The sequence below is a fragment of the Streptosporangium sp. NPDC004379 genome, assembly GCF_042873875.1.
In the GTDB taxonomy this organism is placed as follows: Bacteria; Actinomycetota; Actinomycetes; order Streptosporangiales; family Streptosporangiaceae; genus Streptosporangium.
Map to the genome: position 1 here is coordinate 226,241 of NZ_JBIAMC010000007.1, position 22,760 is coordinate 249,000.

Consider the following 22,760-nt stretch of genomic DNA (forward strand, 5'->3'; position numbering starts at 1 on the left):
CTCCAGGCTTTGGATCGGGCTCTAGGCGAGCCGCCAGGCGAGGAGGCCGTCGGGCGCGCCGGCCCGCGTGAAGCCCGCCCCGGTCAGCTCCTTCTCGATCACCTCCCACGCGGGGCGGTAGGCGTGGCCGACGATCTCCTCCTCGTCGATCACCCGGTCGCCCTCGGTGATCCGGTAGAGGTAGCGGGCCCGGCACGCCTCCTCCCCGTCCGATTCGAGGATCTCCGACAGGACCGTGTAGGTGTGCCGGCCCACGCGGCGCGAGTCCAGTTCCCGCATCGGGCCCACCGCCGGCGGGCCGCCGTCACGCCAGGTGAGGACCAGCAGGCCGCCGGGCTCCAGGTGGGCGGCCAGCACCGGCCAGAGCCGCGCCCGGTAGTCCGGCTCCAGGGCGTACATCACATTGATCATCACCATGGCCTCGACCGGTTCGGCCAGGTCCAGGCTCAGCGCGTCGCAGGGCAGCACGGTCACCCGCTCCAGCAGCTCCGGGCGGGCGGTCAGCCGGGACAGCAGCACCCCGCGCATGCCGGCCGAGGGCTCCAGCGCGAAGATCTCGGCCGGGGTCCAGTCGGCCAGCGACGTGGTGATGAGGCCGGTCCCCGCGCCGATCTCCAGAACGCTCCGCCGCACCCCGGCCAGGAGCGGGGGCAGCGTCCTGCGGATCTCCGGCACGTGCGCGTTCTCGTGGATGAGGTCGTAGAAGGGAAGGGCGATGAAGTCGGTCATGGCGGGCAACGCTACCCACGGACAGACCGCCGAGCGGGATGAATCCCCAGCCTCGGCGGAAGATCCTCACCGGTTGTCCGGGGCGGGGCGGGTCCGTGAGCGGAAGGTGCGGCGGTAGGTGTCCGGGGGCACGCCGACCGTGCGGTTGAAGTGCCGGCGCAGCGTCGTGGCGGTGCCCATGCCGGTGGCCGCCGCGATGGCGTCGACGCCGTCACCGGTGGTCTCCAGCAGTTCCTGGGCGTGACGGATCCGCTGGGTCAGCAGCCACTGCAGCGGGGTGGTGCCGGTCACCGACCTGAAGTGGCGGTTCAGGTTCCGTGAGCTCATCCGCGCCCGGCGGGCCAAGTCCTCCACGGTCAGCGGCCGGTCCAGCCGTTCGATCACCCAGGGGAACAGTTCGGCGAGCGGGTGGTCGTCGGGGGCGGGCACCGGGGCGGTGACGAACTGGGCCTGACCGCCGTCCCGGTGCGGTGGCACGACCAGGCGGCGGGCGACCGTGTTGGCGACCGAGGAGCCGTGGTCGAGACGGACGAGGTGCAGGCACAGGTCCATGGCCGCGGCCTTGCCGGCCGAGGTGAGCACGCTGCCGTCGTCCACGTACAGGACGTCCGGGTCCACCTCCACCCGGGGGTGGCGGGCGGCCAGGTCCCCGGTGTGCGCCCAGTGCGTGGTCGCGCGCCTGCCGTCCAGCAGGCCGGCGGCGGCCAGCACGAACGCGCCCGTGCAGAGGGAGGCCACGCGCGCGCCCGCCTCGTGGGCCTCGCGCACCGCGTCGACCAGGTCGGCGGGCGGATCGACGTCGACGTCGGCCCAGCCCGGGACGATCACGGTGCCGGCGTGCCGGAGCCGGTCGAGGCCGTGGTCGGGCTCCAGCAGGAACCGGCCGAGCCGTACGGTGCCCGGCCCGCAGACGGTGACGTCGTACCAGGGGACCGTCACGCCGGCCGGGGCGGTGGCGAAGACCTCGTACGCCAGGGACAGCTCGAAGTGCAGCATGCCGTCGGTGGCGGCCAGCGCGACAGTGTTCATGTCCGGAATGGTACGGGCAATGGCATTCCGGACACTCACGGTGGGACGCCCGCCGTCACCAGGATGTTCACCACGGATCGCGGCAGGGCGTTCGAGTGCGAGGAGAGAAGCCATGGCATCGGGGACGTCAGAGGCGTCGGGGGCGTCGGAACTCAAGGTGGCGGTGTTCGGCGCGTACGGGCACACCGGGCGCTTCGTGGTGGCGCGGCTGCGGGAACGCGGGTTCGTCCCGGTCCTGTCCGGCCGTGACAGCGGAAAGCTGGAGGCGATGGCGTCCGGAACCCGGCTGGAGTACCACGACGACGAGCCGCCGGTCCTGGAGTGGCCCTTCCCCGGCCCGATGGGCCCCCGGACCGTCATCGGGGAGTTCACGATGGCCGACGTCGTGACCATCCCCAGCCACCTGCCCATCCCCGAGGTGCGCACCTACATGACGGCCGAGGCCGCCAGGGACCTGTCGGACCCGGACACTCCGGCGCCGGCCCCGGCCGACGAGCACGGGCGGTCCGCGCAGACCTTCCTCGTCGACGTCGTCGTGCGCTCCGGCGGCGCCGAACGGCGCGCCGTGGCGATCGGCCGGGACATCTACGCCGTCACCGCGCCGCTCGCGGTGGAGGCGGTCGAGCGTGTCCTCACCGGGCGGGCCGGGACGGCCGGCGTCGCCTCCGCCGGCGAGATCTTCGACGCCGCCGGCTTCCTCCGCGCGCTGGCCCCGCACATCTCCTTCGAGCCGCTTCCGTAGCGGGCCCTCCGGAACCGCGCGGCCGGCGAGCTCCCCCTCGCCGGCCGCCGCGGGCGCGTCAGAATCCCTGCGCGAGCCGGTAGTACGCCTGGTTCCAGCGCAGTTCCTTGGCGAACCGCCGGGAGGTGGTCTCGGCGTCGATGACGAGCAGCTCGACGCCGAGCATGTCGGAGAGGTCGGTGAGCTCCTCGGCCCCGACCGCCGCGGACAGCACGGTGTGGTGCGGCGCGCCGGCCGTCAGCCACGACTCGGTGGAGGTCCGCAGGTCGGGCCGCGGCCGCCAGACGGCGCGGGCGACCGGCAGGCTCGGCAGCGGCTCCGGCGGGGCGACGACGTCGATCTCGTTGGCCACCAGGCGGAACCGGTCGCCCATGTCGGCCAGGCCGATCACCACGGCCGGTCCGGGCCGGGCGTCGAACACCAGCCGCACCGGGTCCTCCCGGCCGCCGATGCCCAGCGGGTGGATCTCGCACGAGGGCGTGTCCTCGGCGATGGTGGGGCAGACCTCCAGCATGTGCGCGCCGAGGATCAGCTCCTCCCCCGGGGTGAGGTGGTAGGTGTAGTCCTCCATGAACGAGGTGCCGCCCGGCAGCCCGGCCGACATCACCTTCAGCGTGCGCAGCAGCACCGAGGTCTTCCAGTCGCCCTCGCCGCCGAAGCCGTAGCCGTCGGCCATGAGGCGCTGTACGGCGAGCCCCGGAAGCTGCCGCAGCCCGCCGAGGTCCTCGAAGTTCGTGGTGAACGCCCGGAAGCCGCCGGCCTCCAGGAAGGCGCGCAGGCCCAGCTCGATGCGGGCCGCGTAACGCAGGGAGTCGTGCCGCCCGCCGTCCGCGCGCAGCTCGGGGGCCACCCGGTAGACGTCCTCGTACTCCTTGACCAGCGCGCCCACCTCGGCGTCCGACGCGGAGTCCACGGCCTCGACCAGGTCGTTGACGCCGTAGGTGTTGACCGACACGCCGAACCTGAGCTGGGCCTCGACCTTGTCGCCCTCGGTCACCGCCACGTCGCGCATGTTGTCGCCGAACCGGGCGAGCCGGAGGGAGGTCAGCTCGGCCCTCCCGGCGGCGGCGCGCGCCCACGCCGCGACGCGCGCCGCCACGGCGGGGTCGCTGACGTGCCCGGCGACGGTCTTGCGCGGCACCCCGAGCCTGGTCTGGATGTGACCGAACTCGCGGTCGCCGTGCGCGGCCTGGTTGAGGTTCATGAAGTCCATGTCGATGGAGCTCCACGGCAGCTCGACGTTGGCCTGCGTGTGCAGGTGCAGCAGCGGCTTGCGCAGCGCGTCGAGCCCGGCGATCCACATCTTGGCCGGGGAGAACGTGTGCATCCACGCGATCAGGCCGGCGCAGTCGTCGTCGGCGTTCGCCTCCAGGCACACCCGGCGGATGGCCGCCGCGTCGGTGAGCACCGGCCGCCACTCCACCTCGAACGGCAGCGACTCACCCAGCTTCCCGGCGATCTCGCGGGACTGCCCGGCCACCTGGCGCAGCGTGTCCTCGCCGTACAGGCCCTGGCTGCCGGTCAGGAACCATAGCTTCACCGGTGACTCCTCTGTCCGTAGACGTTCTGGTAGCGGTCGTACAGGCTGTCGACGTCGCCCGGGGCGATCGGCACGGGGGTGCCGAGCTGGCGGGAGACGTGCACGGTGCGGGCGACGTCCTCGCACATCACGGCCGCCTTGACGGCCGCCTTCGGTGACTCGCCGATCGTGAAGACCCCGTGGTTGCGCATGAGGACCGCGCGGGAGCGGTGCCCGGTCAGGGTCTCCACGATGCCCTTGCCGATGTCGTCGCCGCCGATCAGCGCGAACGGCCCGACCGGGATCTCGCCGCCGAACTCGTCGGCCATCGCGGTCAGCACGCAGGGGATCGGCTCGTCCCGGGCCGCCCAGGCGGAGGCGTACGTGGAGTGGGTGTGCACCACCCCGTTCACCTCCGGCATGTGCCGGTAGACGTAGGCGTGCGCGGCCGTGTCGCTGGACGGCGCGAGCGTCCCCTCGACGAGTTCGCCGGAGAGGTCGCACACGACGATCGACTCAGGGGTCAGGTCGTCGTACGAGACGCCGCTGGGCTTGATGACGAAAAGGTCCGCCCCGGGCACCCGCCCGGAGATGTTCCCCGCGGTCCACGCTACGAGGCCGTAGCGGACCAGCTCGGTATGGAGGCGGCAGACGGTCTCCCGCAGCTCCTCGATCACACGCCTGTCCCCGCTCATGAGCCCGCCCCGATCACACGCTTCTCCTCGTTCCGGTCGCGGTTCACCCGCACGCCTCGTTCCGGTCGCGCCCTGAGCGCCCGTCCCGTTCCCGGTGGCCGCTCACGCGCTCGTCCTGTCCCTGGTCGCCGCTCACGCGCCCGTCCCGTCTCCGGTCGCCGCTCACGCGCTCGCCTCGTTCCTGATCGCGCGGAGCCGGTGCAGCATGCCGCCGTCCGCGAAGTGGTCGTGCAGCCGGCGGTACTCGGCGTACAGCCGGTCGTAGGCGTCGGCCCGCTTCTCGTCGGGCAGGTAGGCGCCGGTGACGCGCTTGCCCATCGCCGCCGCGGCCGCCGTGATGTCGGGGTGGGCGCCCGCGGCGACGGCCGCGTGGATCGCCGAGCCGAGGGCCGGCCCCTGGCCGGAGCCGATCACCGACAGCGGCCGGCGCAGCACGTCGGCGTAGACCTGCATGAGGAAGGGGTTCCTCAGCAGGCCGCCGGCGACCACGAACTCCTCCACCGGCACGCCGGAGGACTCGAACGTCTCCACGATCAGGCGGGCGCCGTACGCGGTGGCCTCGATGAGCGCGCGGTAGACGTCCTCCGGCCGGGTGGCGAGCGTCTGCCCGGCGATCACGCCGGACAGGGTGTGGTCGACCAGGATGGAGCGGTTGCCGCCGTGCCAGTCGAGCGCGACCAGCCCGTGCTGCCCGACCTTCTGCTCCGCGGCCAGCTCCGTCAGGTACTCGTGGAGGCCGAGACCCCGCTCCGCCGCCCGCCCGGCGTACGGCGCGGGCACGCAGTTGTCCACGTACCAGGCGAGGATGTCGCCGACGGCCGACTGACCGGCCTCGTAGCCCCACAGGCCGGGCACGATGCCGTCGCGCACCACCCCGCACATCCCGGGCACCTCGGCCAGGCGGTCGGAGCACATGACGTGGCAGGTGGAGGTGCCCATGATGGCGACCATCTGGCCGGGCCGCACCGCGTCGGCGGCGGCCGCGGTGACGTGCGCGTCGACGTTGCCGACGGCCACCGCGACGCCCTCGGGCAGGCCCGTCCACCCGGCGGCCCGCGCGGTCAGCCGACCGGCGAGGCCGCCGAGCGGCGCGAGCTCCCGGCCGAGCTTGCCGGTGAAACCGGCGAAGGCGGGGTTGAGCGCGGCCAGGAAGCCGCCGGAAGGGTAGCCGCCGTCCTGGAAGATCCCCTTGTAGCCGGCGGTGCAGACGTTGCGGGTCTCCACGCCGGTGAGCTGCCAGATGATCCAGTCGGCGGCCTCGATCCAGCGTTCGGCCAGCGCGTAGGTCTCCGGGTCCTCCTCCAGGACCTGGAGGCCCTTGGCGAACTCCCACTCGGAGGAGATCCGGCCGCCGTACCGGGGCAGCCAGGGCTCGCCGCGCTCGGCGGCCAGCGCGTTGATCCGGTCGGCGTGCGGCTGCGCCGCGTGGTGCTTCCACAGCTTGGGCCAGGCGTGCGGCCGGTCGGGCCGCGACTCGCACAGCGGGACGCCGTCCGCGGTGGCGGGCAGCACCGTGCAGGCCGTGAAGTCGGTGCCGACGCCGATCACCTGCTCCGGCGGGACCCCCGACGCCGCCAGGGCCTCCGGTACGGCGTGCCGCAGCACGTCGATCCAGTCCTGGGGCGACTGCAGCGCCCAGTCGGGGCCGAGCCGGACGCCCGACCCGGGGAGGGCGTCCTCGATCACCCCGTGGGCGTACTCGTGGACCGCGCCGCCCAGCTCCGCGCCGTCGCTCACCCGCACCACCACGGCCCTGCCCGACAGGGTCCCGAAGTCGACGCCGACGACGTAGCGCTCGCCGTTACCGCTCACATGCTCTCCAAAACTCGTCACGCGATCTTTCGGACCGACGGTGGGGACTTCCCGGCGGCTACCGCCTGCGAGCCGTGATCAGGCGTTGCATCAGGATGAAGACGAACAGAAGCAGGCCGATGAGGATCCGCGTCCACCAGGAGTTCAGCGTGCCCTCGAAGCTGATGATCGTCTGGATCAGGCCGAGCACGAGCACGCCCAGCACGGTGCCGAACAGGTAGCCGGAGCCGCCGGTCAGCAGGGTGCCGCCGATCACGACGGCGCCGATCGCGTCGAGCTCCATCCCGACCGCGTGCAGGCCGTACCCGGACAGCATGTAGAACGACAGCACCAGGCCGCCGAGGGCGGAGCAGAAGCCGCTGACCGTGTAGACGGCGATCTTCGTCCGCGCCACCGGGAGGCCCATGAGCAGCGCCGACTGCTCGTTCCCGCCGGTGGCGTACACGTTCCTGCCGAGCCGGGTGTAGTGGAGCGTGTACCCCGCCACGACGACCACGGCGGCGGCGACCAGCACGCCGGGCGAGATCCACATGTCCGCGCCGAGGTCGATCCGCGTCTGCGCGAACGCGGTGAACACCGGGTCCTCGATGGGGATCGACCGGGTGTCGATCGTGTAGCACAGGCCGCGGGCCAGGAACATCCCGGCCAGCGTCACGATGAACGGCTGGATCTCGAAATAGTGGATGATCGCGCCCATGCCGAGGCCGAGGACCGCCCCGATGAGCAGCACGATCAGCATCACCGGCCAGGGGGACCAGCCCTGTTTCAGCAGCGTCGCGGCGACCATGGTGGACAGCGCCACCACCGAGCCGACCGACAGGTCGATGCCGCCCGCGAGGATCACGAAGGTCATCCCGACGGCCACGACCAGCAGGAACGCGTTGTCGATGAAGACGTTGAGGATGATCTGCCCGGTGGCGAACCCCTCGTACCGGATGCCCCCCGCGGCGAACATGGCGAGGAACAGCGCGGCCGTGACCAGGACCGGGACGTACCTGCGCGGCACCCGGACCCGGAGCCGGCGGCCCGGGACTGTCGCGACGGTCATGCCGAGACCCTCACCTTCTCTTCCGCCACCGGGGACGCACCGGCGGGGCGGCGGCGCCGGTGGAAGACCTTCGCGCGGAAGGCCGGGGACTGGATCAGGCAGACGACGGTCACCACGAGCGCCTTGAACAGCAGCGTCGTCTCCGGCGGCACGCCGATCGAGTAGATGGTGGTGGTCAGCGTCTGGATGATGAGCGCGCCCAGCACGGTGCCGCCGATGGAGAACCGGCCGCCCGACAGCGGGGTGCCACCGATCACGACCGCCAGGATCGCGTCCAGCTCGATCCACAGGCCGGCGTTGTTGCCGTCGGCGCTGGAGACGTTCGAGCTGATCATGAGCCCGGCGATCCCCGCGCACAGCGCGCAGAACGTGTAGACGGTCAGGAGCACCCCGCGCGCGCTGATGCCGGCCAGCCGGCTCGCCTCGGCGTTGCCGCCGACCGACTCGATGAGCAGGCCGAGGGCGAGCCGCCGGGTGAGGAACGCGGTCAGCGCCAGCACCGCGAGCACGATGATGATCCCGAACGGCAGCGTGAGCCAGTAACCCCCGCCGATCAGCTTGTACGGCGCGCTGTTGATCGTGATGATCTGACCGTCGGTGATGAGCTGGGCGAGGCCGCGCCCGGCGACCATGAGGATCAGCGTCGCGATGATGGGCTGGACGCCCACGGTCGCGACGAGCAGGCCGTTCCAGGCGCCGAGCACCACCGAGAGCGCGAGGGCGAGGCCGACCGCCCCCAGTACGCCGCCCACCGAGTTCTGGTCTCCGAGGCCGCTGATCTGCAGGCACGCGAGGGCCCCGGAGATCGCCACGACCGAGCCCACCGACAGGTCGATGCCGCGGGTCGCGATGACCAGCGTCATGCCCAGCGCCACGAGGATCAGCGGCGCGCCGAACCTGACGATGTCGATCAGGCTGCCGTAGAGGTGGCCGTCCTTGAGCTCGATTTTGAAGAAGCCGTCGGTGAACATCAGGTTGACCAGCAGCAGCGCCGCCAGGATCACGACGGGCCACAACAGGCGGTGTCCGAGCAGGCGGCGTCCGGGCGAGGCGGACGCGTGCGCGGAAGCGGAGGAGGGTGCGGGTGCGGTCATGACGCGGCTCCGCTCGCGATCGTCTCCATCAGGGCGCCGGTGGTCAGCCGCTCGTCGTTGTCGATCTCGGCGATGAGGCGGCGGTCGCGCAGCACGCCGACCCGGTGGCTGAGCCGCAGGACCTCCTCCAGCTCGGCGGAGATGAACAGCACGGCCATCCCGCCGCCGGACAGCTCGGCCACCAGGCGCTGGATCTCCGTCTTCGCGCCGATGTCGATGCCGCGGGTGGGCTCGTCGAGGATGAGCAGCCGGGGTTCCAGGATGAGCCAGCGGGCCAGCAGCACCTTCTGCTGGTTGCCGCCGCTGAGGTTCCTGACGAGCTGCTCGGGGTCGGCCGGGCGGATGTTCAGTGCGGAGACGTACTTGGCGACCAGCTCGTCCTGTCTGCGCCGGGGGATCGGCCGGGTCCACCCGCGGGACGCCTGCAGCGCGAGGACGATGTTCTCCCGCACGGTGAGGTCGGGCACGAGCCCCTCCTCGCGCCGGTTCTCGGAGCAGAAGGCGAGCCGGTGGCGGATCGCCGCCCGGGGCGTGCGCAGCCCGACCGGCTCTCCCGCGATCCGCAGCGAGCCGGTGCCCGCGTGGTCGGCGCCGAACAGCAGCCGGGCGATCTCGGTACGGCCGGAGCCGAGCAGCCCGGCCAGACCGACCACCTCGCCTTCCCGGATGGTCAGCGTGAACGGTTCGATCGCCCTGGACCGGCCGAGCCCGTCCGTCTCCACGAGCGGCGCGCCCTCCCTGGCCGGCGGCCTGTCCTCCAGCCGCTCCAGGTCGGCGAGCTCGCGGCCGATCATCTTGCCGACCAGGTCCACCTGGCTCAGCTCGCTCGTGAGGTACTCCCCCACGAGCCGGCCGTTGCGCAGGACCGTCATGCGGTCGGCGATCTCGTAGATCTGGTCGAGGAAGTGCGAGACGAACAGGATCGCGATGCCCTGCTCCTTCAGCCGCCGCATCACCCGGAACAGCTGCGCGACCTCGCCGGAGTCGAGGCTGGAGGTCGGCTCGTCGAGGATGAGGACCCGGGCGTCGACGTCCAGGGCCCTGGCGATGGACACCATCTGCTGTACGGCCGGCGAGTACGCCGACAGAGGGGCCGACACGTCGATGTGGAGGTCGAGACGGCCCAGCAGTTCAGCGGCCCGGCGGCGGGCCTCCTTCCACCGGATTCGGCCGAGGCGGCGGGGCTCCCGGCCGATGACGACGTTCTCGGTGACGGAGAGGTTCGGGCAGAGGTTGACCTCCTGGTAGACCGTGCTGATGCCGGCCTCCCGGGCGGCCTGCGGTCCGGAGAAGACCACCGGACGGCCCGCCAGCTCGATCTCGCCGGCGTCGATGTCGTACACGCCGGTCAGCACCTTGATCAGCGTGGACTTGCCGGCGCCGTTCTCTCCCATGAGCGCGTGGACCTCGCCGGGCAGCAGCCGGAAGTCCACGCCGTCCAGCGCCTTCACGCCGGGGAACTGTTTGCCGATCCCTTTCATCCGCAGGATCGGCGCGGGTGGGGCCATGTGGCGTCTCTCTCCTCGTCGGCTGTGCTCACCGGCTGTGCTCACCGGCCGGCGGGCCGCCCCCGTCCCGCGGGGGCGACCCGGTCCGGGATCAGTACTTACGGCCCGGCAGAGCCTCCTTCGCCTGCTCCTGGGTGAAGGTGGTCTCCTCCGTCACGACGCGGGCGGGAACCTGCTCGCCCTTCACGACCTTCTTGGCCAGATCCATGAGCTGGGGGCCGAGCAGCGGGCTGCACTCGACGATGAAGCTGATCTTGCCGTCGGCCAGCGCCTGCATGCCGTCGTGGACCGCGTCCACCGAAATGATCTTGATGTCCTTGCCGGGCGCCTTGCCGGCGCCCTCGATGGCCTCGATCGCGCCGAGCGCCATGTCGTCGTTGTGCGCGTACAGGACGTCGATCTTCGGGTTGGCCTTGAGGAACGCCTCCATGACCTCCTTGCCCTTGGCCCGGGTGAAGTCGCCGGTCTGCGAGGCGATGACCTTGAACTTGGGGTCGGCGGAGATGACCTGCTCGAAGCCCGCCTTGCGGTCGTTGGCCGGGGCGGAGCCCGTCGTGCCCTCGAGCTGGACGATGTTCACCTGGTCGGTGCCGTCCTTGTACTGGTCGACCAGCCACTGGCCGGCCTTCTTGCCCTCCTCGGTGAAGTCGGAGCCGAGGAAGGTCTTGTAGAGGCTCGTGTCCTTCGAATCCACGGCCCGGTCGGTCAGGATGACCGGGATCTTGGCATTCTTCGCCTCGTTCAGCACGGTGTCCCAGCCCGATTCGACGACCGGTGAGAAGGCGATGACGTCGACCTTCTGCTGGATGTAGGAGCGGATCGCCTTGATCTGGTTCTCCTGCTTCTGCTGAGCGTCGGAGAACTTCAGGTCGACGCCCGCCGACTGGGCGGACTCCTGGACCGACTTGGTGTTGGCGGTTCGCCAGCCGCTTTCCGCGCCGACCTGGGCGAAGCCCATGACGATCTTTCCGTCGGACGAGCCGCCCGAACCGCCGGAGCCGCCGGAGCCGCCCGAACCACTGCAACCGGCCATGGCCAGTGTCGTGACGCCGACCAGGACCAGCGCCGAGATCCTCTTGAACACGGGGGTTCCTTTCTGGGTGTCAGTGCCGGGACGACGGAGCTCCCCCCTTCGCCCGGCTTCGATGCCCGGCGCTCGGCCCCGCCGAATGCTCGTCGCGTTCGGCCTGAGAAAACTGTGAGCGTTAACATTAGTTGTCGTCAAGGTGGGCTCCGGTTACGTTCTGATCACACCGAAATAATCCGTTAACACCCGTTGACGTCTCCGCCGAAGCACTCTTAAATGGGATTCGGGCTCTGGATGTTAGCGCTCACTACCGGGCGGTCAGGTACGTCGCCGACATCCGGACGGCAGCGACGTCGCAGGTGAGAGAGATCGGACGGCTGGGATCGCCGTACCCGGGCACATGAGACGGAGCGGTTTTCCGCAGTGCCCGCCGTCGGACTCCGTACTGCCCGAATTCCACCGGGCCGGCCGCCGTGAATTCCGTCCGCCGTAATTCACCGACCGGCCACGACGACCGGTCCGGCCGGTCCGGCACCCGGACGCGACGGCGGGTTCGACGCTCCCATGTCAGGCACGCCGACGGGTTCGGCACCCCCTCACCGGCCGCGCGTCGACCGCGGACCGGCTCGGCCGGTCCGGTGCCGGTCGGCGGCGACGGGCGCTCCGCCGCCGGCCGGCATCGGGTCGGCGACGGCTACCGGCGCGGGAGCACCGAGCGGACGGCCTCCTCGCTGCGGCCGACGACGGCCGATCCGTCGTCGGTGGTGATGATGGGACGCTGGATCAGGACGGGATGGGCGGCCAGCGCCCGGATCCAGCGGTCGCGGTCCGCGGGGGTACGGGGCCAGTCGGCCAGGCCGATCTCGGCGGCCACCGGCTCGCCCAGCCGGGCGATGTCCCAGGGGTCGAGGCCGAGCCGGGTCAGCACCTCGCGGAGCTCCAGCTCATTGGGCGGGTCCTCCAGATACCGGCGGACGGTGTAACCGGCCCGCTCGGAATCCAGGACGGACAGCGCGGAACGGCACTTGGAGCAGTCGGGGTTGATCCAGATCTCCATATGGTCATCCTTCGGCGCCTGGGCGGCGGGTACGCGGCGGGAACTCGGGGAGCGGGTCTTCCCAGCAGCGTAGAGGCGAGCGGCGGAAAGATGTCCATCCGGACGCGGTCACGTCGTTCCGGTCGCCTCGCCCGCCCCGGCGTGCGCCTGCGCGTGCCCCGCGCCGGGACGTCCCGGCCGCGGGGCCCACCCCCGGCGCGGCACCGGCGGCACCGCCGGGGTCACCGGCCCCGGTGACACCCCCTGCCCCGGTGACACGGCCCTGACCGGGGCGAGGGCCCGCCCGCCGGCGGGCACGTCTCCGAGAACGAGCGCCCGTGCCCCGATGACGGCGTCGTCTCCCACGTGCACCGGGCCGAGGACGGTCGCGCCGACGCCCAGCACCACGCGGGCGCCGATCACCGGGTGCCGCCGCTCCCCGGCGGCCCGCCGGTTGTCGCGCCACCACCCGACCGCGCCCAGCGTCACCTGGTGGTAGATGGTCACGTCGTCGCCCACGACGGCGGTCTCCCCGATCACCACCGCCGCTCCGTGGTCGACGAACACCCTGCGCCCGAGCACCGCACCGGGGTGGATCTCCACCCCGGTGAACCCGCGCGCGAGGAGCATCAGCAGCCGGGCGGGCAGCCGCCGGCCGCGCCGGTGAAGCCGGTGGGCGACCCGGTGCAGCCACATCGCCGGCAGCACCGGGTGCAGCAGCGCCTCCCACCGACTGCGGACGGACGGGTCCCGCTCGACGATCGTCCGCAGGTCCTCCCCCAGGGTGCGCAGCAACTCCCGGGGGCGGTCTCCGCGCGGCGTCGGCTCGGCGGGGCTCCCGTGTGCCGGGTGGGGCTGGTACATCACCTCATCGTCGGGGGCGCCGGATCCGGCCCGCTTCTTCGCGCGTGCCCGCATGCCGCCATCCGTTCTCACGGTGTGCGGATCATGTGACGGCGCGGTCCCCGGCCGCCGGCGGCGCGACGATCGCGCCCGGCAGGGCCGGGAGTTACCGTTGATCGCAGGGAAGGCACACGGCTCCCCGATCCCCGGAAGGGATGTGGAATGAACGCGTTCACATGGGTCCTCGTCGTCCTGTTCGGCGGGGCGGGAGTGATCTGGGCCGCCGACGTACTCAGGCTCAGAGGACGCCCCGAGCAGCGGCGGATCTCCGTGCCGCCCAGCCTGCTGACAGGCGCCCGGCTCCACCGGGCGTACGGCGGCGTCGACACGAGGCCGCTCATCCAGGAGATGCGGCGGGCCGACAGACGTCATCCCTGAGCCGACGCCCGCCGGGTGCCGCCGGGGAACACCACGGTGAGAGCCCGGTGGTCGCCTCGGGAACGGCACGACGGCCGCCCGGAGGCCGTTTCCCGTCAGCCGCCTATCGGACCCCGTCATCGGCGGGGGCGGCCATCCCGGCGGGCATGAGCAGGAACACCTTGGGAGAGAGCCGGTCCATGTCCCCTCTCCTGCCGAACACCAGGCCGGCGGCGAAGTCGACGAACTGTTTGGCCTCGTCGTCCGGCAGCTCGGTGAGGTCCATCACCACCGGTGTGCCCGTGCGGAAGAAGTGCCCCACATGGAGCGCCTCGTTGTAGTTCTGCGGGCGGAGCGTTTTGATCACCGCTCCAGTCTGCCCTGTTCACGGCCCCGGTCAAGGCGCGCCGGGATGCGTCCGGACGCGGCACGCCGGATGCGGCCACCGAACGCGGCGCGCCCGAAGCGGTGGCCGGGGCCGGCACGCCGGAAGCGGTGGCCGAACGTGACGCGCGATGTCCGGTCACCGCCCGCGCCCCGGCGTCCTGGGTCGAAGGCCCCCGAGGATCCTAAAAATAGGTAGATCGGTCTACTTGAAATTAATGAACCGATCGGTCTAGCGTCTACGGCATGGCGCGAGCCGGGCCGAGGACGTCGCACGCGCCAGACGGAGCACTCCTCGCCGGCGCAGGGCTCCTCCAAAGCCCTGCCACACACCCACACCGATGCGACGTCACACCCTGCACTCGGACACGGGGCACAACGCGGCATGATCTCCGCCGCCCCGTACGGAAGGACACCGATGAAGATCCACCACCTCAACTGCAGTTCCATGCGCGAGGTCGAGGCCACCTACGACGGCCCGCGGCCCGCGGCAGCCGTCTGCCACTGCCTGCTGATCGAGACCGACGCCCACGGCCTGGTCCTCGTCGAAACCGGCCTCGGGCTCGGCGACATCCGGGACCCCGCGACCTCACTGGAGGCGGAGTGGGCGGAGCTGGTGGGGCCGGCGCTCGACCCGGCGGAGACCGCCCTGCGCCGCATCGAACGCCTGGGCCACTCGCCCGCCGACGTGCGGCACATCGTGCTGACCCACCTCGACGTCGACCACAGCGGCGGCCTGCCCGACTTCCCGGACGCCCGCGTCCACGTCATGGAGGCGGAGCTGCGGGCGGCGATGGCCGAGGCCCCCAGCCGGCGCTACCGCCCGGCGCACTGGGCGCACCGGCCGCACTGGGTCACCTACGGCGCGGGCGAAGGGGAGTCCTGGTTCGGCTTCGGCGGCGCGCGGACCCTGGAAGGACTGCCCCCGGAGATCCTGCTGATCCCGCTCGGCGGGCACACCGCCGGTCACGCGGGCGTGGCCGTACGGGATCAGGACCGGTGGCTGCTGCACGCGGGCGACGCGTACTTCTACCACGGCGAGCTGCGGGCCGGGGAGCCGGAACCACACCCGCTGATGGACATCCTCCAGAACGACTCCCAGGTCGACCCCGGGCTGCGGCTGAGCAGCCGCGACCGGCTGCGCGCCCTCACCCATGACCACGGCGACGAAGTGGAGGTCTTCTCCGCCCACGACCCCTGGGAGTTCCAGCGCCACGCCACCGCCTGACGCGCTCCGAACGGACGCCGTCCGCGCAGCCGTCCGCGAGGCGGCACCGGCACCGGCACCGGAGGCGGCCTCCGAGCGGCCTCGGAGACGGACTCAGGGGAGGGTCCGGAAGTGGTAGCCGTGTGAGTAGGTGAAACCGATCCGCTCGTAGAGGGCGAGGGCCGCCCGGTTGTCCTTCTCCACCTGCAGGTACAGCCGGTCGGCGCCCTGTTCCGCCGCCCAGCGCGCGCCGGCCCCCAGCACGGCGGCCGCCAGCCCCCGGCGTCGCAGGTCCGGCCGGGTGGCCATGCAGAAGACACCGGCCCAACCGGAGTCGGCGACGACCATCCCCATCGAGGCGGCCCGTCCCTCGTGCGAGACGCTCAGGAAGGCGGCGGGCCCGGCGACCCGCGAGATGACCTCCCTGCCGACGGTCTCACTGTCGGAGTGGCCGTCCAGGTCCGCGAAGACGGCGAGCCACCGGTCCGGCTCGCCCGCCACCTCGACCGGCACGGACCGCGCCGCGCCCGCCGATGCCGTGCCCGCCCGCGTCACGGCCTCACGCGCCGCGGCCCCCGTCGTCCCCGCCGCGCCCGCCTGCGCCGTATCGGCCGACGACGTGGCGGCGAGGACGTCCCCGGTGTCCGCGGAGAGGACGGCGACCCCGCTCTCGACGTGGTAGCCGAGGCCGGCCAGCCGGGCGTCCAGATCCCGGTGGTGCTCGGCCGGGCTGATCTGGACGCGGACCGGGGCACCCCGGTCGCGGTAGAACCTCTCCACGTGCTCGATCGAGGTCACGGGGGCGGGCGGCGGCAGCGCGGAGTTGGAGCGCCGCCGCGTCACGCCCGGACTGTGCCGGAGCAGCCACCCCTCCCGCTCCTCGGTGACCGCGGTCGGCCAGGCCAGTGCCGCACACCGCTCGATCCGCCAGGCGGACCCGGCCTGGAAGGCCCCCCGCCGCCGAGGCGTCCCCATGTCCATGACATCGTGCACTTCGTCCCCTCCCATCACCCGAAACCAGTCTCCCGCGAGGAACACCGCTCACAGGACCGAAGGACCCGCTCAGGAGTGCCAGTGCCTGGACCCACCTCAGAAACGCCGCTGCCCGGACCCGCTCGGGGGCGCCGCTGCCCGGACCCGCGAGGGGGCGCCGGTGTCTGGACTGAGGAACGCAGGAGCGAAGCGACGGAGAGACGAGGGAAGACACCGGGTAAGAGCCCCCGAGCCGCGACGCGCCAGCGTCGCAATAAGCACTACCCCGAGCCGCGACACGCAGTGTCGCCATGAGCACAAGAAACGGCGTTCTGTACGTCATCGTGTGCGCTTCCGGCGGGGCCGGTGAGGTCGGCCGCCTCGTCCGGCTCGCCCAGGAAGAGGGGTGGGTCGTCCAGATCGTCGCCACCCCGTCCGCCCTGGACTTCATCGACGTCCCCGCCCTGGAACGGCAGACCGGCCGTCCGGTTCGCAGCCGTTACCGCAGGCCGGACGAGCCCAAGCCTCCGCGAGCCGACGCGATCATCGTCGCCCCGGCCACCTTCAACACGATCAACAAGTTCGCGCTGGGCATCGCCGACACCTACGCCCTCGGGCTCCTCGCCGAGGCTCCGGGCCTGGGCATCCCGGTGGTCGTACTGCCGTTCGTCAACGACGCCCTCGCTTCCCGCGCGCCCTTCCGCCGGAGCGTCGAGAGCCTGCGGGCCGAGGGCGTCTCGATCCTGTCCGGGCAGGGGTGGAAGCAGGGGCAGGACGGGTCCGGCTCCCCCGCCGTCCACGACCGGACCGGGGACCCGGAGGACCGGCCGTGGGCGCGGGCCCTCGACGCCCTCGGACGGCTGCGCCGGGAGACACCCGGCGAGGTGAGCGGCCCCTGATTCCCGGGACGGTCCCCGGGTCCCCCGGAACGGGCCTCCACCAGGTCGGCGACCGGAAACGGAGCACCTCACCGCGGCCCCGGAGCCCTGACGCGGCCGGAGCGCCCTCGCCGGATCACCGCCGGACCGGGCGGACGGGCATACCCCTGAATCGGAACGCCACACCCCAGAATCACGCGGAGGAAGTGGCCGCGCGCACCACGCGTGCATACCGTTTCGACCATGGGTGACACGAAGAAAGTAGACGATTTCCTGAGCAAGCTCGACCACCCGATGAAGGCCGAGATCGTGGCCGTCAGGGACATCATCGCCAAGGTGAGCCCTGACATCGAGGAGGACGTCAAGTGGGGCGGCCCCAGCTTCTTCTACAAGGAGGACATGGCCAGCCTCAACCCCCGGGTGAAGAACTACGTCGCGGTCATCTTCCACAAGGGGTCGCTGCTCAGCGACGAGACCGGACTGCTGGAGGCGGGCCCCAAGGGCAGGGCCTACGTCAAGTTCCACTCCATGGCCGAGGTGGAGGCCGGCCGGGAGACCCTTGAGAAGCTGGTGAACGACTGGATCAAACTCATGGACCAGTGACGGAGCCGGCCCGCGCCCGCGCCCGCGCCCGCGGCCGCGGCCGCGGCCGCGGGCGCGGGCGGGACGGCCGATCGACCGGAGGCCCCGGGCCCCCCGGAGGACCGGCCGGCCGGAGACCCCCGGGTCCCACAGAGGATCGGCCGGCCAGAGCCCCCGGATCCCGCAGAGGACCGGTCAGCCGGAGATCCTCCGGTCCCCGGGGCCGTTCGCGGCGGCCGTGGCGCGCTCCGCCGCCGCGACCGCGTTGCGGAACAGCATGGCGACGGTCGTCGGGCCCACGCCGCCGACCCTGGGGGTGATGGCGCCGGCCACCTGGGCGCAGGACTCGTCCACGTCGGGCAGCAGACGGCGTCCGGCGTAGCGCACGCCGCCGCCGATCACGACCGCGCCCGGTTTGACGTGCTCGGGCCGGATGATGCCCGGCACCCCGGCGGCGGCGATCAGGATGTCGGCGCGCCGGGTGTAGCGGGTCCAGTCGGGCACCCCGGTGTGGACCACCGTGACGGCCGCGTTGGCCGTGGGCCGCTTCTGCCCGAGCAGCATCGCCAGGGGGCGGCCGAGGGTCGCCCCCCGGCCGAGGATGACCACCTCCCGGCCGGACACCGGGATGCCGTGGTGGGCGAGGAGTTCCTCGATGCCCGCCGGGGTGCAGGGCAGCGGACCGGGCAGCCCGAGCGCGAGCCGTCCCATGTTGAGCGGGTGCATGCCGTCGACGTCCTTGTCCGGGTCCACGGCCATCAGCGCCCGGTCGTAGTCCAGGTGCGCCGGGACGGGGTACTGCACGAGCAGCCCGTGCACCGCGGGGTCGGCGTTGAAGGACTCGATGACGGAGTGCAGGTCGGCCTGGGTCGCGTCCGCGGGCAGGTGCGCGTGCGGGGAGGCGAAGCCGAGTTCGGCCGCCTGGCGCTGCTTGATGCGGATGTATCCGGCGCTGGCGTCGTCGTCACCGACGAGGACCGTCGCCAGGGCGGGCGTGACGCCCCGCCGTACCAGGGCGGCCACCCGTCCGGCCACCTCGGCGAGGATCCGCTCGGCCACCGGACCGCCGGGAAGGAGCCGCGCGGTGGGCGCGGCGTCGCCGGAGACGGCGGAGGCGGCGGGAGAACCGGACGGGCCGGAAGCGGTGGGTGCGGCGTCGCCGGAGGAGCCGGAGGAGCCGGAGGTCACGGGCGCGGGGTCACCGTACGGAGGCTGGGACATGTGTCTCCTCGGAGTGGGTGCCCAGGCGGTCGACCCCCACGACGAGCTCCCCGATGGTTGACGCCATCCCCGTGCCGCCAGTCGCTTGGCCTCCAGGATGCCCGATCGCCGCCCTTCCCCGCCAATCGGCCCCGCCGATCATCCGCGTCGGCCGGCCCCGCCGGTCGTCTCGACCGGCCGACGGCCGGCCGGGGCGGCGCGTCCGTCAGCGCAGCAGCCCGACCCCGCTGTAGCCGTCGACGCCGGGCATCTTGGGGAGGCGGGGCTCGTCCGCCTCGGGACGCCAGTCCTCGGTCGTCGTCAGGCCGGGCTCCACCAGTTCGAAGCCGTCGAAGAAACGCAGGATCTGCGCGTGGGTGCGGGGGGTCGGGGAGCCCGCGGCGGTCCGGGTGTACAGCTCGCGCCCCTGGCGGACGGTGTTCTCGTCGAGGTCCCCGAAGGACAGGTGGCTGATCGCCACGGCGCTGCCGGGGGCGAGCCGGCCGCGCAGCGTCGCGACGATCCGCTCGGCGAGGTCGTCGTCCGGGACGAAGTGCAGTACGGCGAGCAGGAGGACGCCCACCGGCCGGGTGAAGTCGAGATGCTTGGTGACGCGGGGGTCGTCGAGGACGGCCTCGGGTTCCCTGAGGTCTCCGTCCACGACGATGGTCCGCTGGTCTTCGGCCAGCAGGGCGCGCCCGTGGGTGAGCACGATGGGGTCGTTGTCGACGTAGACCGTACGGGAGTCGGGGTCGGCTCCCAGCGCCACCTGGTGCACGTTCTCCTGCGTGGGCAGGCCCGCGCCGACGTCGAGGAACTGCCGGATCCCCTGCTCCGCCATGAACCGTACGGCCCTGCGCAGGAAACGCCGGTTGGCCCGGACCCCTTCCCGGACGTTCGGCGTGATCTCGATGAGTTTCTCGGCCGCGGCCCGGTCGGAGGCGAAGTTGTCCTTGCCGCCCAGGAGGTAGTCGTAGATCCGGGCAACGCTCGGAACCGCCGGGTCGATCCCCTCGGGCACAGCGCTCACGTCTCATCCCACCTTCACGCGTTTCCGCCGATCATAAAGGAGCGGGCGAAGATTATGGCGGACCAAAGCCGAGAACTCCTCACATTTTCACGGCTCATATTCCCCCGCGGCGTCCGGAGCGGGCGTCGGCCCGAGTGAAGACCGCGCGGCGGTCGCCCGGAACCGGTCCTACTGGGAGAACCGGCTCTCCCGGGGTAGGAGGGGCCCGTCCGGGAAGGCCGTCGGCCCCGGTTTGGAAGGCCCCCGTCGCGGTGAGGATCCATCGGCGAGCCGGAGGAGGAACGATGTGGACGACGTGAGCGATCTGCCGATCTGCGTGACCTGCGGGGTCCAGTACGGCGAACCGCGTGACGACTGCCCGATCTGCGAGGACGAGCGGCAGTACGTCGGCTGGGAGGGGCAGCGCTGGACCTCCCTGCGCGAGCTGCGCGGAGCCGGGCACCGGTCCGTGGTCGCCGAGGAGGGGGCGGGCGTGTTCGGGGTGGGCACCGACCCGGCCACGGCCATCGGGCAGCGGGCGCTGCTGGTGCGCACCCCGTCCGGCAACGTGCTGTGGGACATGGTCACCCACCTGGACGACGACCTGATCAGACAGGTGAACGAGCTGGGCGGGATCGACGCCATCGCGATCAGCCATCCGCACTTCTACGGCACGATGGTGGAGTGGGCGCACGTCTTCGACGCCCCGATCCACATCCACTCGGCCGACCGCCGGTGGGTGGCCCGCCCCGACGAGTCGGTCGTCTTCTGGGACGGCGACACGCACGAGATCGCCGAGGGCCTCACGCTGATCAACGCGGGGGTGCATTTCGACGGCGGGCAGGTGATGCACTGGCGTGACGGCGAGAACGGCCGGGGCGCGCTGTTCTCCGGCGACATCCTCCAGGTGGTGCCCGACCGCCGCTGGGTGAGCTTCATGTACAGCTATCCGAACCTCATCCCGGAGCGTCCCCGCACGGTCCGCCGGGCTCTGTCGCTGCTGGAGCCGTACGGCTTCGACCGCGTCTACGGCGGGTGGTGGAAACGGGTCGTCCGCACCGACGGCGCCGCGGCCGTGCGCCGCTCCGCGGAGCGCTACCTCCGCTTCGCCCTGGACGACGCCCCGGACGACGCCCCGAGCGCCCCGGACAGCGCCCTGAACGAGGCCCCGGACAGCGCCCCGGGCGGCCCTGGAACCGGATCCGCAGCCGGAGCCGGCGGCGCGGACGGAGTCCCGGGCCGTGGAGGACGGGAAAGAATCACCGCAGAAACGGGTCATATCCCGCCCCGCAGCCCGTATACCTGGTAAGACGGATGGATACCCGCCCTGAGAACTGCGGGTCTAAGGAGCCCCCTGATGTCATCCGAAGGCGCGACGGCGCTCCTCATATCATCGGACTCGTACGGCGTCGTCACCGTCGTCCGTACCACCGGTGAACTCGACTACGACTACGCCCAGATGTTCCAACGAGAGCTCGCCCGGGCCCTGGACCGCGACTCCGGCCCGCCGGAGCTGCTCGTCCTCGACCTCGCCGGGCTCACCTTCTGCGACTCCACCGGAATGGCCGGACTGCTGTGGGGCATGCGCCGGAGCCGGGAGGCCGGGACCCGCATGGTGCTGGCCGGCGCGTCCAGCGCCCTGCTCCACATGCTGCGGATCACCGGCCTGCTGCCCTACTTCGAGACGGCGGCCTCCACGGCCGAGGCCGTGGAGCGTTTCGAGACGGCGGCGGACACGGGTCCGGAACGGGACCCCGGCCGGCCGGAACCGGAACCGGGATCAGTACGGATCGAGGTCGATGTGCAGCCGGATGACCGTGCCGGTCCCGGGGGCGGACCGGATCTGGACCAGGTCGCACAGCTGGTGGATCAGCCAGAGACCCCGGCCGCCCAGTGACCCGGCCTCGGGGAGCCTGCGGCCGGCCATCGGGTCGGCCATCACCCCCTCGTCACGGAACTCGCACACGAACGTGCCCCGCCACGTCCAGACGCGGAGGACGCCGTGCCCTCCCCCGTGGACGATGCTGTTGGCGGCCGCCTCGGTGACCGCGACGAGGACCTCCTTCAGCCGCTCCCTCCGCAGCCCGTACGGCGCGGCGCGGGAGGTGACCGCGTCACGGACCGCGGCGAGGTCCCCCGGCCCGTAGGGGATCTCCTCGAGGGGGCCGGGGGCGGGTTCGAGCTCGTCCCAGACGAAGGGGTCGGCGCTGTACGCCGCGTGCCCGCGGTGGACGCCCCGCTCCAGGACGAACGGGTGGCAGCGGGCGATCTCCCGCACGGTCCGGGCGCCGACCGCGGCGGTGTCGCAGGGGCACAGCAGCCACCAGTCGGGCGAGGCGGTGAACGCCACGTTGAGCAGCCACTCGTGGTAGCACAGCTCAATGGTCTCCGCGGCGTTCCGCCCGTCCCAGCCGCTCTCCCCGATGCCGCGCACCGGTCGTCCCCTCCCCGCCCACTCGGCGGTCCACCGCTGCCAGGCGGGGATGAGCCGGGCGGGGTTGCGGCCCAGCCGGGAGGAGTCCATGAACGCCACGCGAGGGTCGGGGGCGGGAAGCGCCGCGCGCAGGATCCGTTCCCTCCGCTCGGGCACGGAGACCAGGACGACCTCGTCGGCCGTCAGGGCGTCCTCGATGAAGGACAGCGCCCCGGAGAGGAACTGCGCCTCCCCGGAGTAGAGATAGAGCTCGTGGTGCAGCCCCGGCGTCTTCGCGGATCCCGTGAGTGTGTCGTGTGTTCCGGTGATGTCCATCGGCTCCAACCCGTCCTTGCGGGGCCGCGGCGGCCCGGATGCCCGGATGCGCGGTGCCGCGACCGCGGAGGGCCGCCGGACGACGCGCCGCCGGAACAGCCGGCTCCGGCGGGCGTCCCGGTCTCCGATCCCCGAGCCGGAGTCCCGGGACGACGGCCCTCGCGTTCTCGTGCCCCGTGCGCGGGGAGGCACACCTGCCGTGGAGCGGTCAGCCGAATTAACTATAAAAAGCAAGAAAAATAATGAAAAAAGAGAACTTCTCGAACGATGTCGCGAAACC

At 72.1% G+C, this 22,760-nt stretch carries 23 protein-coding genes and 1 riboswitch; of the genes, 7 read left to right on the forward strand and 16 right to left on the reverse strand.

Annotated elements, in window-relative coordinates:
- Nucleotides 1-21: 21 nt before the first annotated feature.
- Nucleotides 22-729 (reverse strand): class I SAM-dependent methyltransferase, encoded by a 708-nt coding sequence (locus tag ACFYSC_RS17750; protein ID WP_389962278.1) that lies wholly within the window; start codon nt 727-729, stop codon nt 22-24.
- 66 nt (nt 730-795) lie between these two features.
- Entirely contained in the window at nt 796-1,758 is a 963-nt protein-coding gene (locus tag ACFYSC_RS17755; protein ID WP_389962281.1) for a helix-turn-helix domain-containing protein, read from the reverse strand.
- Nucleotides 1,759-1,870: 112 nt separating this feature from the next.
- Here ACFYSC_RS17755 and ACFYSC_RS17760 point away from each other — a divergent pair, with 112 nt between their 5' ends.
- A complete protein-coding gene (locus ACFYSC_RS17760; protein WP_389962285.1) occupies nt 1,871-2,500 on the forward strand; it encodes a hypothetical protein in 630 nt (209 codons plus the stop codon).
- Nucleotides 2,501-2,558: 58 nt separating this feature from the next.
- On the opposite strand, the gene araA is transcribed toward ACFYSC_RS17760, so the two are convergent.
- The 9 genes from araA to epsC all read right to left on the reverse strand — a co-directional run bounded on the left by araA (nt 2,559) and on the right by epsC (nt 13,157).
- Nucleotides 2,559-4,040 (reverse strand): L-arabinose isomerase, encoded by a 1,482-nt coding sequence (araA, locus tag ACFYSC_RS17765; RefSeq protein ID WP_389962288.1) that lies wholly within the window; start codon nt 4,038-4,040, stop codon nt 2,559-2,561.
- Nucleotides 4,037-4,714: an L-ribulose-5-phosphate 4-epimerase gene (locus ACFYSC_RS17770; protein WP_362936649.1), complete on the reverse strand. Its 678-nt coding sequence runs from the start codon at nt 4,712-4,714 to the stop codon at nt 4,037-4,039. Before ACFYSC_RS17770 ends, araA begins: the two co-directional genes overlap by 4 nt.
- Before the next feature lie 162 nt (nt 4,715-4,876).
- Entirely contained in the window at nt 4,877-6,526 is a 1,650-nt protein-coding gene (gene araB, locus ACFYSC_RS17775) for a ribulokinase (protein ID WP_389962291.1), read from the reverse strand.
- Between the two features lie 58 nt (nt 6,527-6,584).
- Nucleotides 6,585-7,574, reverse strand: coding sequence for a galactofuranose ABC transporter, permease protein YjfF (yjfF, locus tag ACFYSC_RS17780; RefSeq protein ID WP_389962294.1), 990 nt, complete (start codon nt 7,572-7,574; stop codon nt 6,585-6,587).
- The gene (locus ACFYSC_RS17785; protein WP_389962297.1) at nt 7,571-8,668 is read right to left on the reverse strand and encodes an ABC transporter permease; all 1,098 of its coding nucleotides are present in this window, start codon (nt 8,666-8,668) and stop codon (nt 7,571-7,573) included. Before ACFYSC_RS17785 ends, yjfF begins: the two co-directional genes overlap by 4 nt.
- Nucleotides 8,665-10,176: a sugar ABC transporter ATP-binding protein gene (locus tag ACFYSC_RS17790; RefSeq protein WP_389962300.1), complete on the reverse strand. Its 1,512-nt coding sequence runs from the start codon at nt 10,174-10,176 to the stop codon at nt 8,665-8,667. Before ACFYSC_RS17790 ends, ACFYSC_RS17785 begins: the two co-directional genes overlap by 4 nt.
- Nucleotides 10,177-10,267: 91 nt before the next feature.
- A complete protein-coding gene (locus tag ACFYSC_RS17795) occupies nt 10,268-11,260 on the reverse strand; it encodes an ABC transporter substrate-binding protein (protein WP_389962303.1) in 993 nt (330 codons plus the stop codon).
- A gap of 637 nt (nt 11,261-11,897) precedes the next feature.
- Complete coding sequence (locus ACFYSC_RS17800) at nt 11,898-12,260, reverse strand: ArsC/Spx/MgsR family protein (RefSeq protein ID WP_362936631.1); 363 nt, start codon at nt 12,258-12,260, stop codon at nt 11,898-11,900.
- 108 nt (nt 12,261-12,368) lie between these two features.
- Nucleotides 12,369-13,157 (reverse strand): serine O-acetyltransferase EpsC, encoded by a 789-nt coding sequence (gene epsC, locus ACFYSC_RS17805; RefSeq protein WP_389962307.1) that lies wholly within the window; start codon nt 13,155-13,157, stop codon nt 12,369-12,371.
- Nucleotides 13,158-13,304: 147 nt separating this feature from the next.
- Here epsC and ACFYSC_RS17810 point away from each other — a divergent pair, with 147 nt between their 5' ends.
- Nucleotides 13,305-13,520: a hypothetical protein gene (locus ACFYSC_RS17810; RefSeq protein WP_389962310.1), complete on the forward strand. Its 216-nt coding sequence runs from the start codon at nt 13,305-13,307 to the stop codon at nt 13,518-13,520.
- Nucleotides 13,521-13,623: 103 nt separating this feature from the next.
- Here ACFYSC_RS17810 and ACFYSC_RS17815 read toward each other — a convergent pair whose 3' ends face one another.
- A complete protein-coding gene (locus tag ACFYSC_RS17815) occupies nt 13,624-13,866 on the reverse strand; it encodes a cell division protein SepF (protein WP_362936622.1) in 243 nt (80 codons plus the stop codon).
- 435 nt (nt 13,867-14,301) lie between these two features.
- Here ACFYSC_RS17815 and ACFYSC_RS17820 point away from each other — a divergent pair, with 435 nt between their 5' ends.
- Nucleotides 14,302-15,111, forward strand: a complete 810-nt coding sequence (locus ACFYSC_RS17820; RefSeq protein WP_389962313.1) for an MBL fold metallo-hydrolase — start codon at nt 14,302-14,304, stop codon at nt 15,109-15,111.
- 93 nt (nt 15,112-15,204) lie between these two features.
- On the opposite strand, the gene ACFYSC_RS17825 is transcribed toward ACFYSC_RS17820, so the two are convergent.
- Nucleotides 15,205-16,083 carry a GNAT family N-acetyltransferase gene (locus tag ACFYSC_RS17825; RefSeq protein WP_389962316.1) on the reverse strand — a complete coding sequence of 293 codons (879 nt, stop codon included), beginning with the start codon at nt 16,081-16,083 and terminating at the stop codon, nt 15,205-15,207.
- Nucleotides 16,084-16,373: 290 nt separating this feature from the next.
- On the opposite strand from ACFYSC_RS17825, the gene ACFYSC_RS17830 reads away from it, so the two are divergent.
- Both ACFYSC_RS17830 and ACFYSC_RS17835 read left to right on the forward strand, forming a co-directional pair.
- A complete protein-coding gene (locus ACFYSC_RS17830; protein WP_389962319.1) occupies nt 16,374-16,961 on the forward strand; it encodes a flavoprotein in 588 nt (195 codons plus the stop codon).
- Between the two features lie 222 nt (nt 16,962-17,183).
- Nucleotides 17,184-17,543, forward strand: a complete 360-nt coding sequence (locus ACFYSC_RS17835; RefSeq protein ID WP_362936610.1) for a DUF1801 domain-containing protein — start codon at nt 17,184-17,186, stop codon at nt 17,541-17,543.
- Nucleotides 17,544-17,717: 174 nt separating this feature from the next.
- On the opposite strand, the gene ACFYSC_RS17840 is transcribed toward ACFYSC_RS17835, so the two are convergent.
- Both ACFYSC_RS17840 and ACFYSC_RS17845 read right to left on the reverse strand, forming a co-directional pair.
- Nucleotides 17,718-18,743, reverse strand: a complete 1,026-nt coding sequence (locus tag ACFYSC_RS17840; RefSeq protein ID WP_389962322.1) for a bifunctional 5,10-methylenetetrahydrofolate dehydrogenase/5,10-methenyltetrahydrofolate cyclohydrolase — start codon at nt 18,741-18,743, stop codon at nt 17,718-17,720.
- Nucleotides 18,744-18,755: 12 nt separating this feature from the next.
- A riboswitch (ZMP/ZTP riboswitch) is annotated at nt 18,756-18,838 on the reverse strand.
- Between the two features lie 110 nt (nt 18,839-18,948).
- Complete coding sequence (locus tag ACFYSC_RS17845) at nt 18,949-19,752, reverse strand: SAM-dependent methyltransferase (protein ID WP_389962325.1); 804 nt, start codon at nt 19,750-19,752, stop codon at nt 18,949-18,951.
- Nucleotides 19,753-20,038: 286 nt separating this feature from the next.
- On the opposite strand from ACFYSC_RS17845, the gene ACFYSC_RS17850 reads away from it, so the two are divergent.
- Together ACFYSC_RS17850 and ACFYSC_RS17855 are read left to right on the forward strand one after the other, a co-directional pair.
- Nucleotides 20,039-21,040, forward strand: a complete 1,002-nt coding sequence (locus ACFYSC_RS17850) for an MBL fold metallo-hydrolase (protein WP_389962328.1) — start codon at nt 20,039-20,041, stop codon at nt 21,038-21,040.
- A gap of 48 nt (nt 21,041-21,088) precedes the next feature.
- Nucleotides 21,089-21,628 (forward strand): STAS domain-containing protein, encoded by a 540-nt coding sequence (locus ACFYSC_RS17855; RefSeq protein WP_389962331.1) that lies wholly within the window; start codon nt 21,089-21,091, stop codon nt 21,626-21,628.
- On the opposite strand, the gene ACFYSC_RS17860 is transcribed toward ACFYSC_RS17855, so the two are convergent.
- Entirely contained in the window at nt 21,512-22,480 is a 969-nt protein-coding gene (locus tag ACFYSC_RS17860) for an anti-sigma factor RsbA family regulatory protein (protein ID WP_389962334.1), read from the reverse strand. The two genes, ACFYSC_RS17855 and ACFYSC_RS17860, sit on opposite strands and share 117 nt — an antisense overlap.
- Nucleotides 22,481-22,760 lie beyond the last annotated feature (280 nt).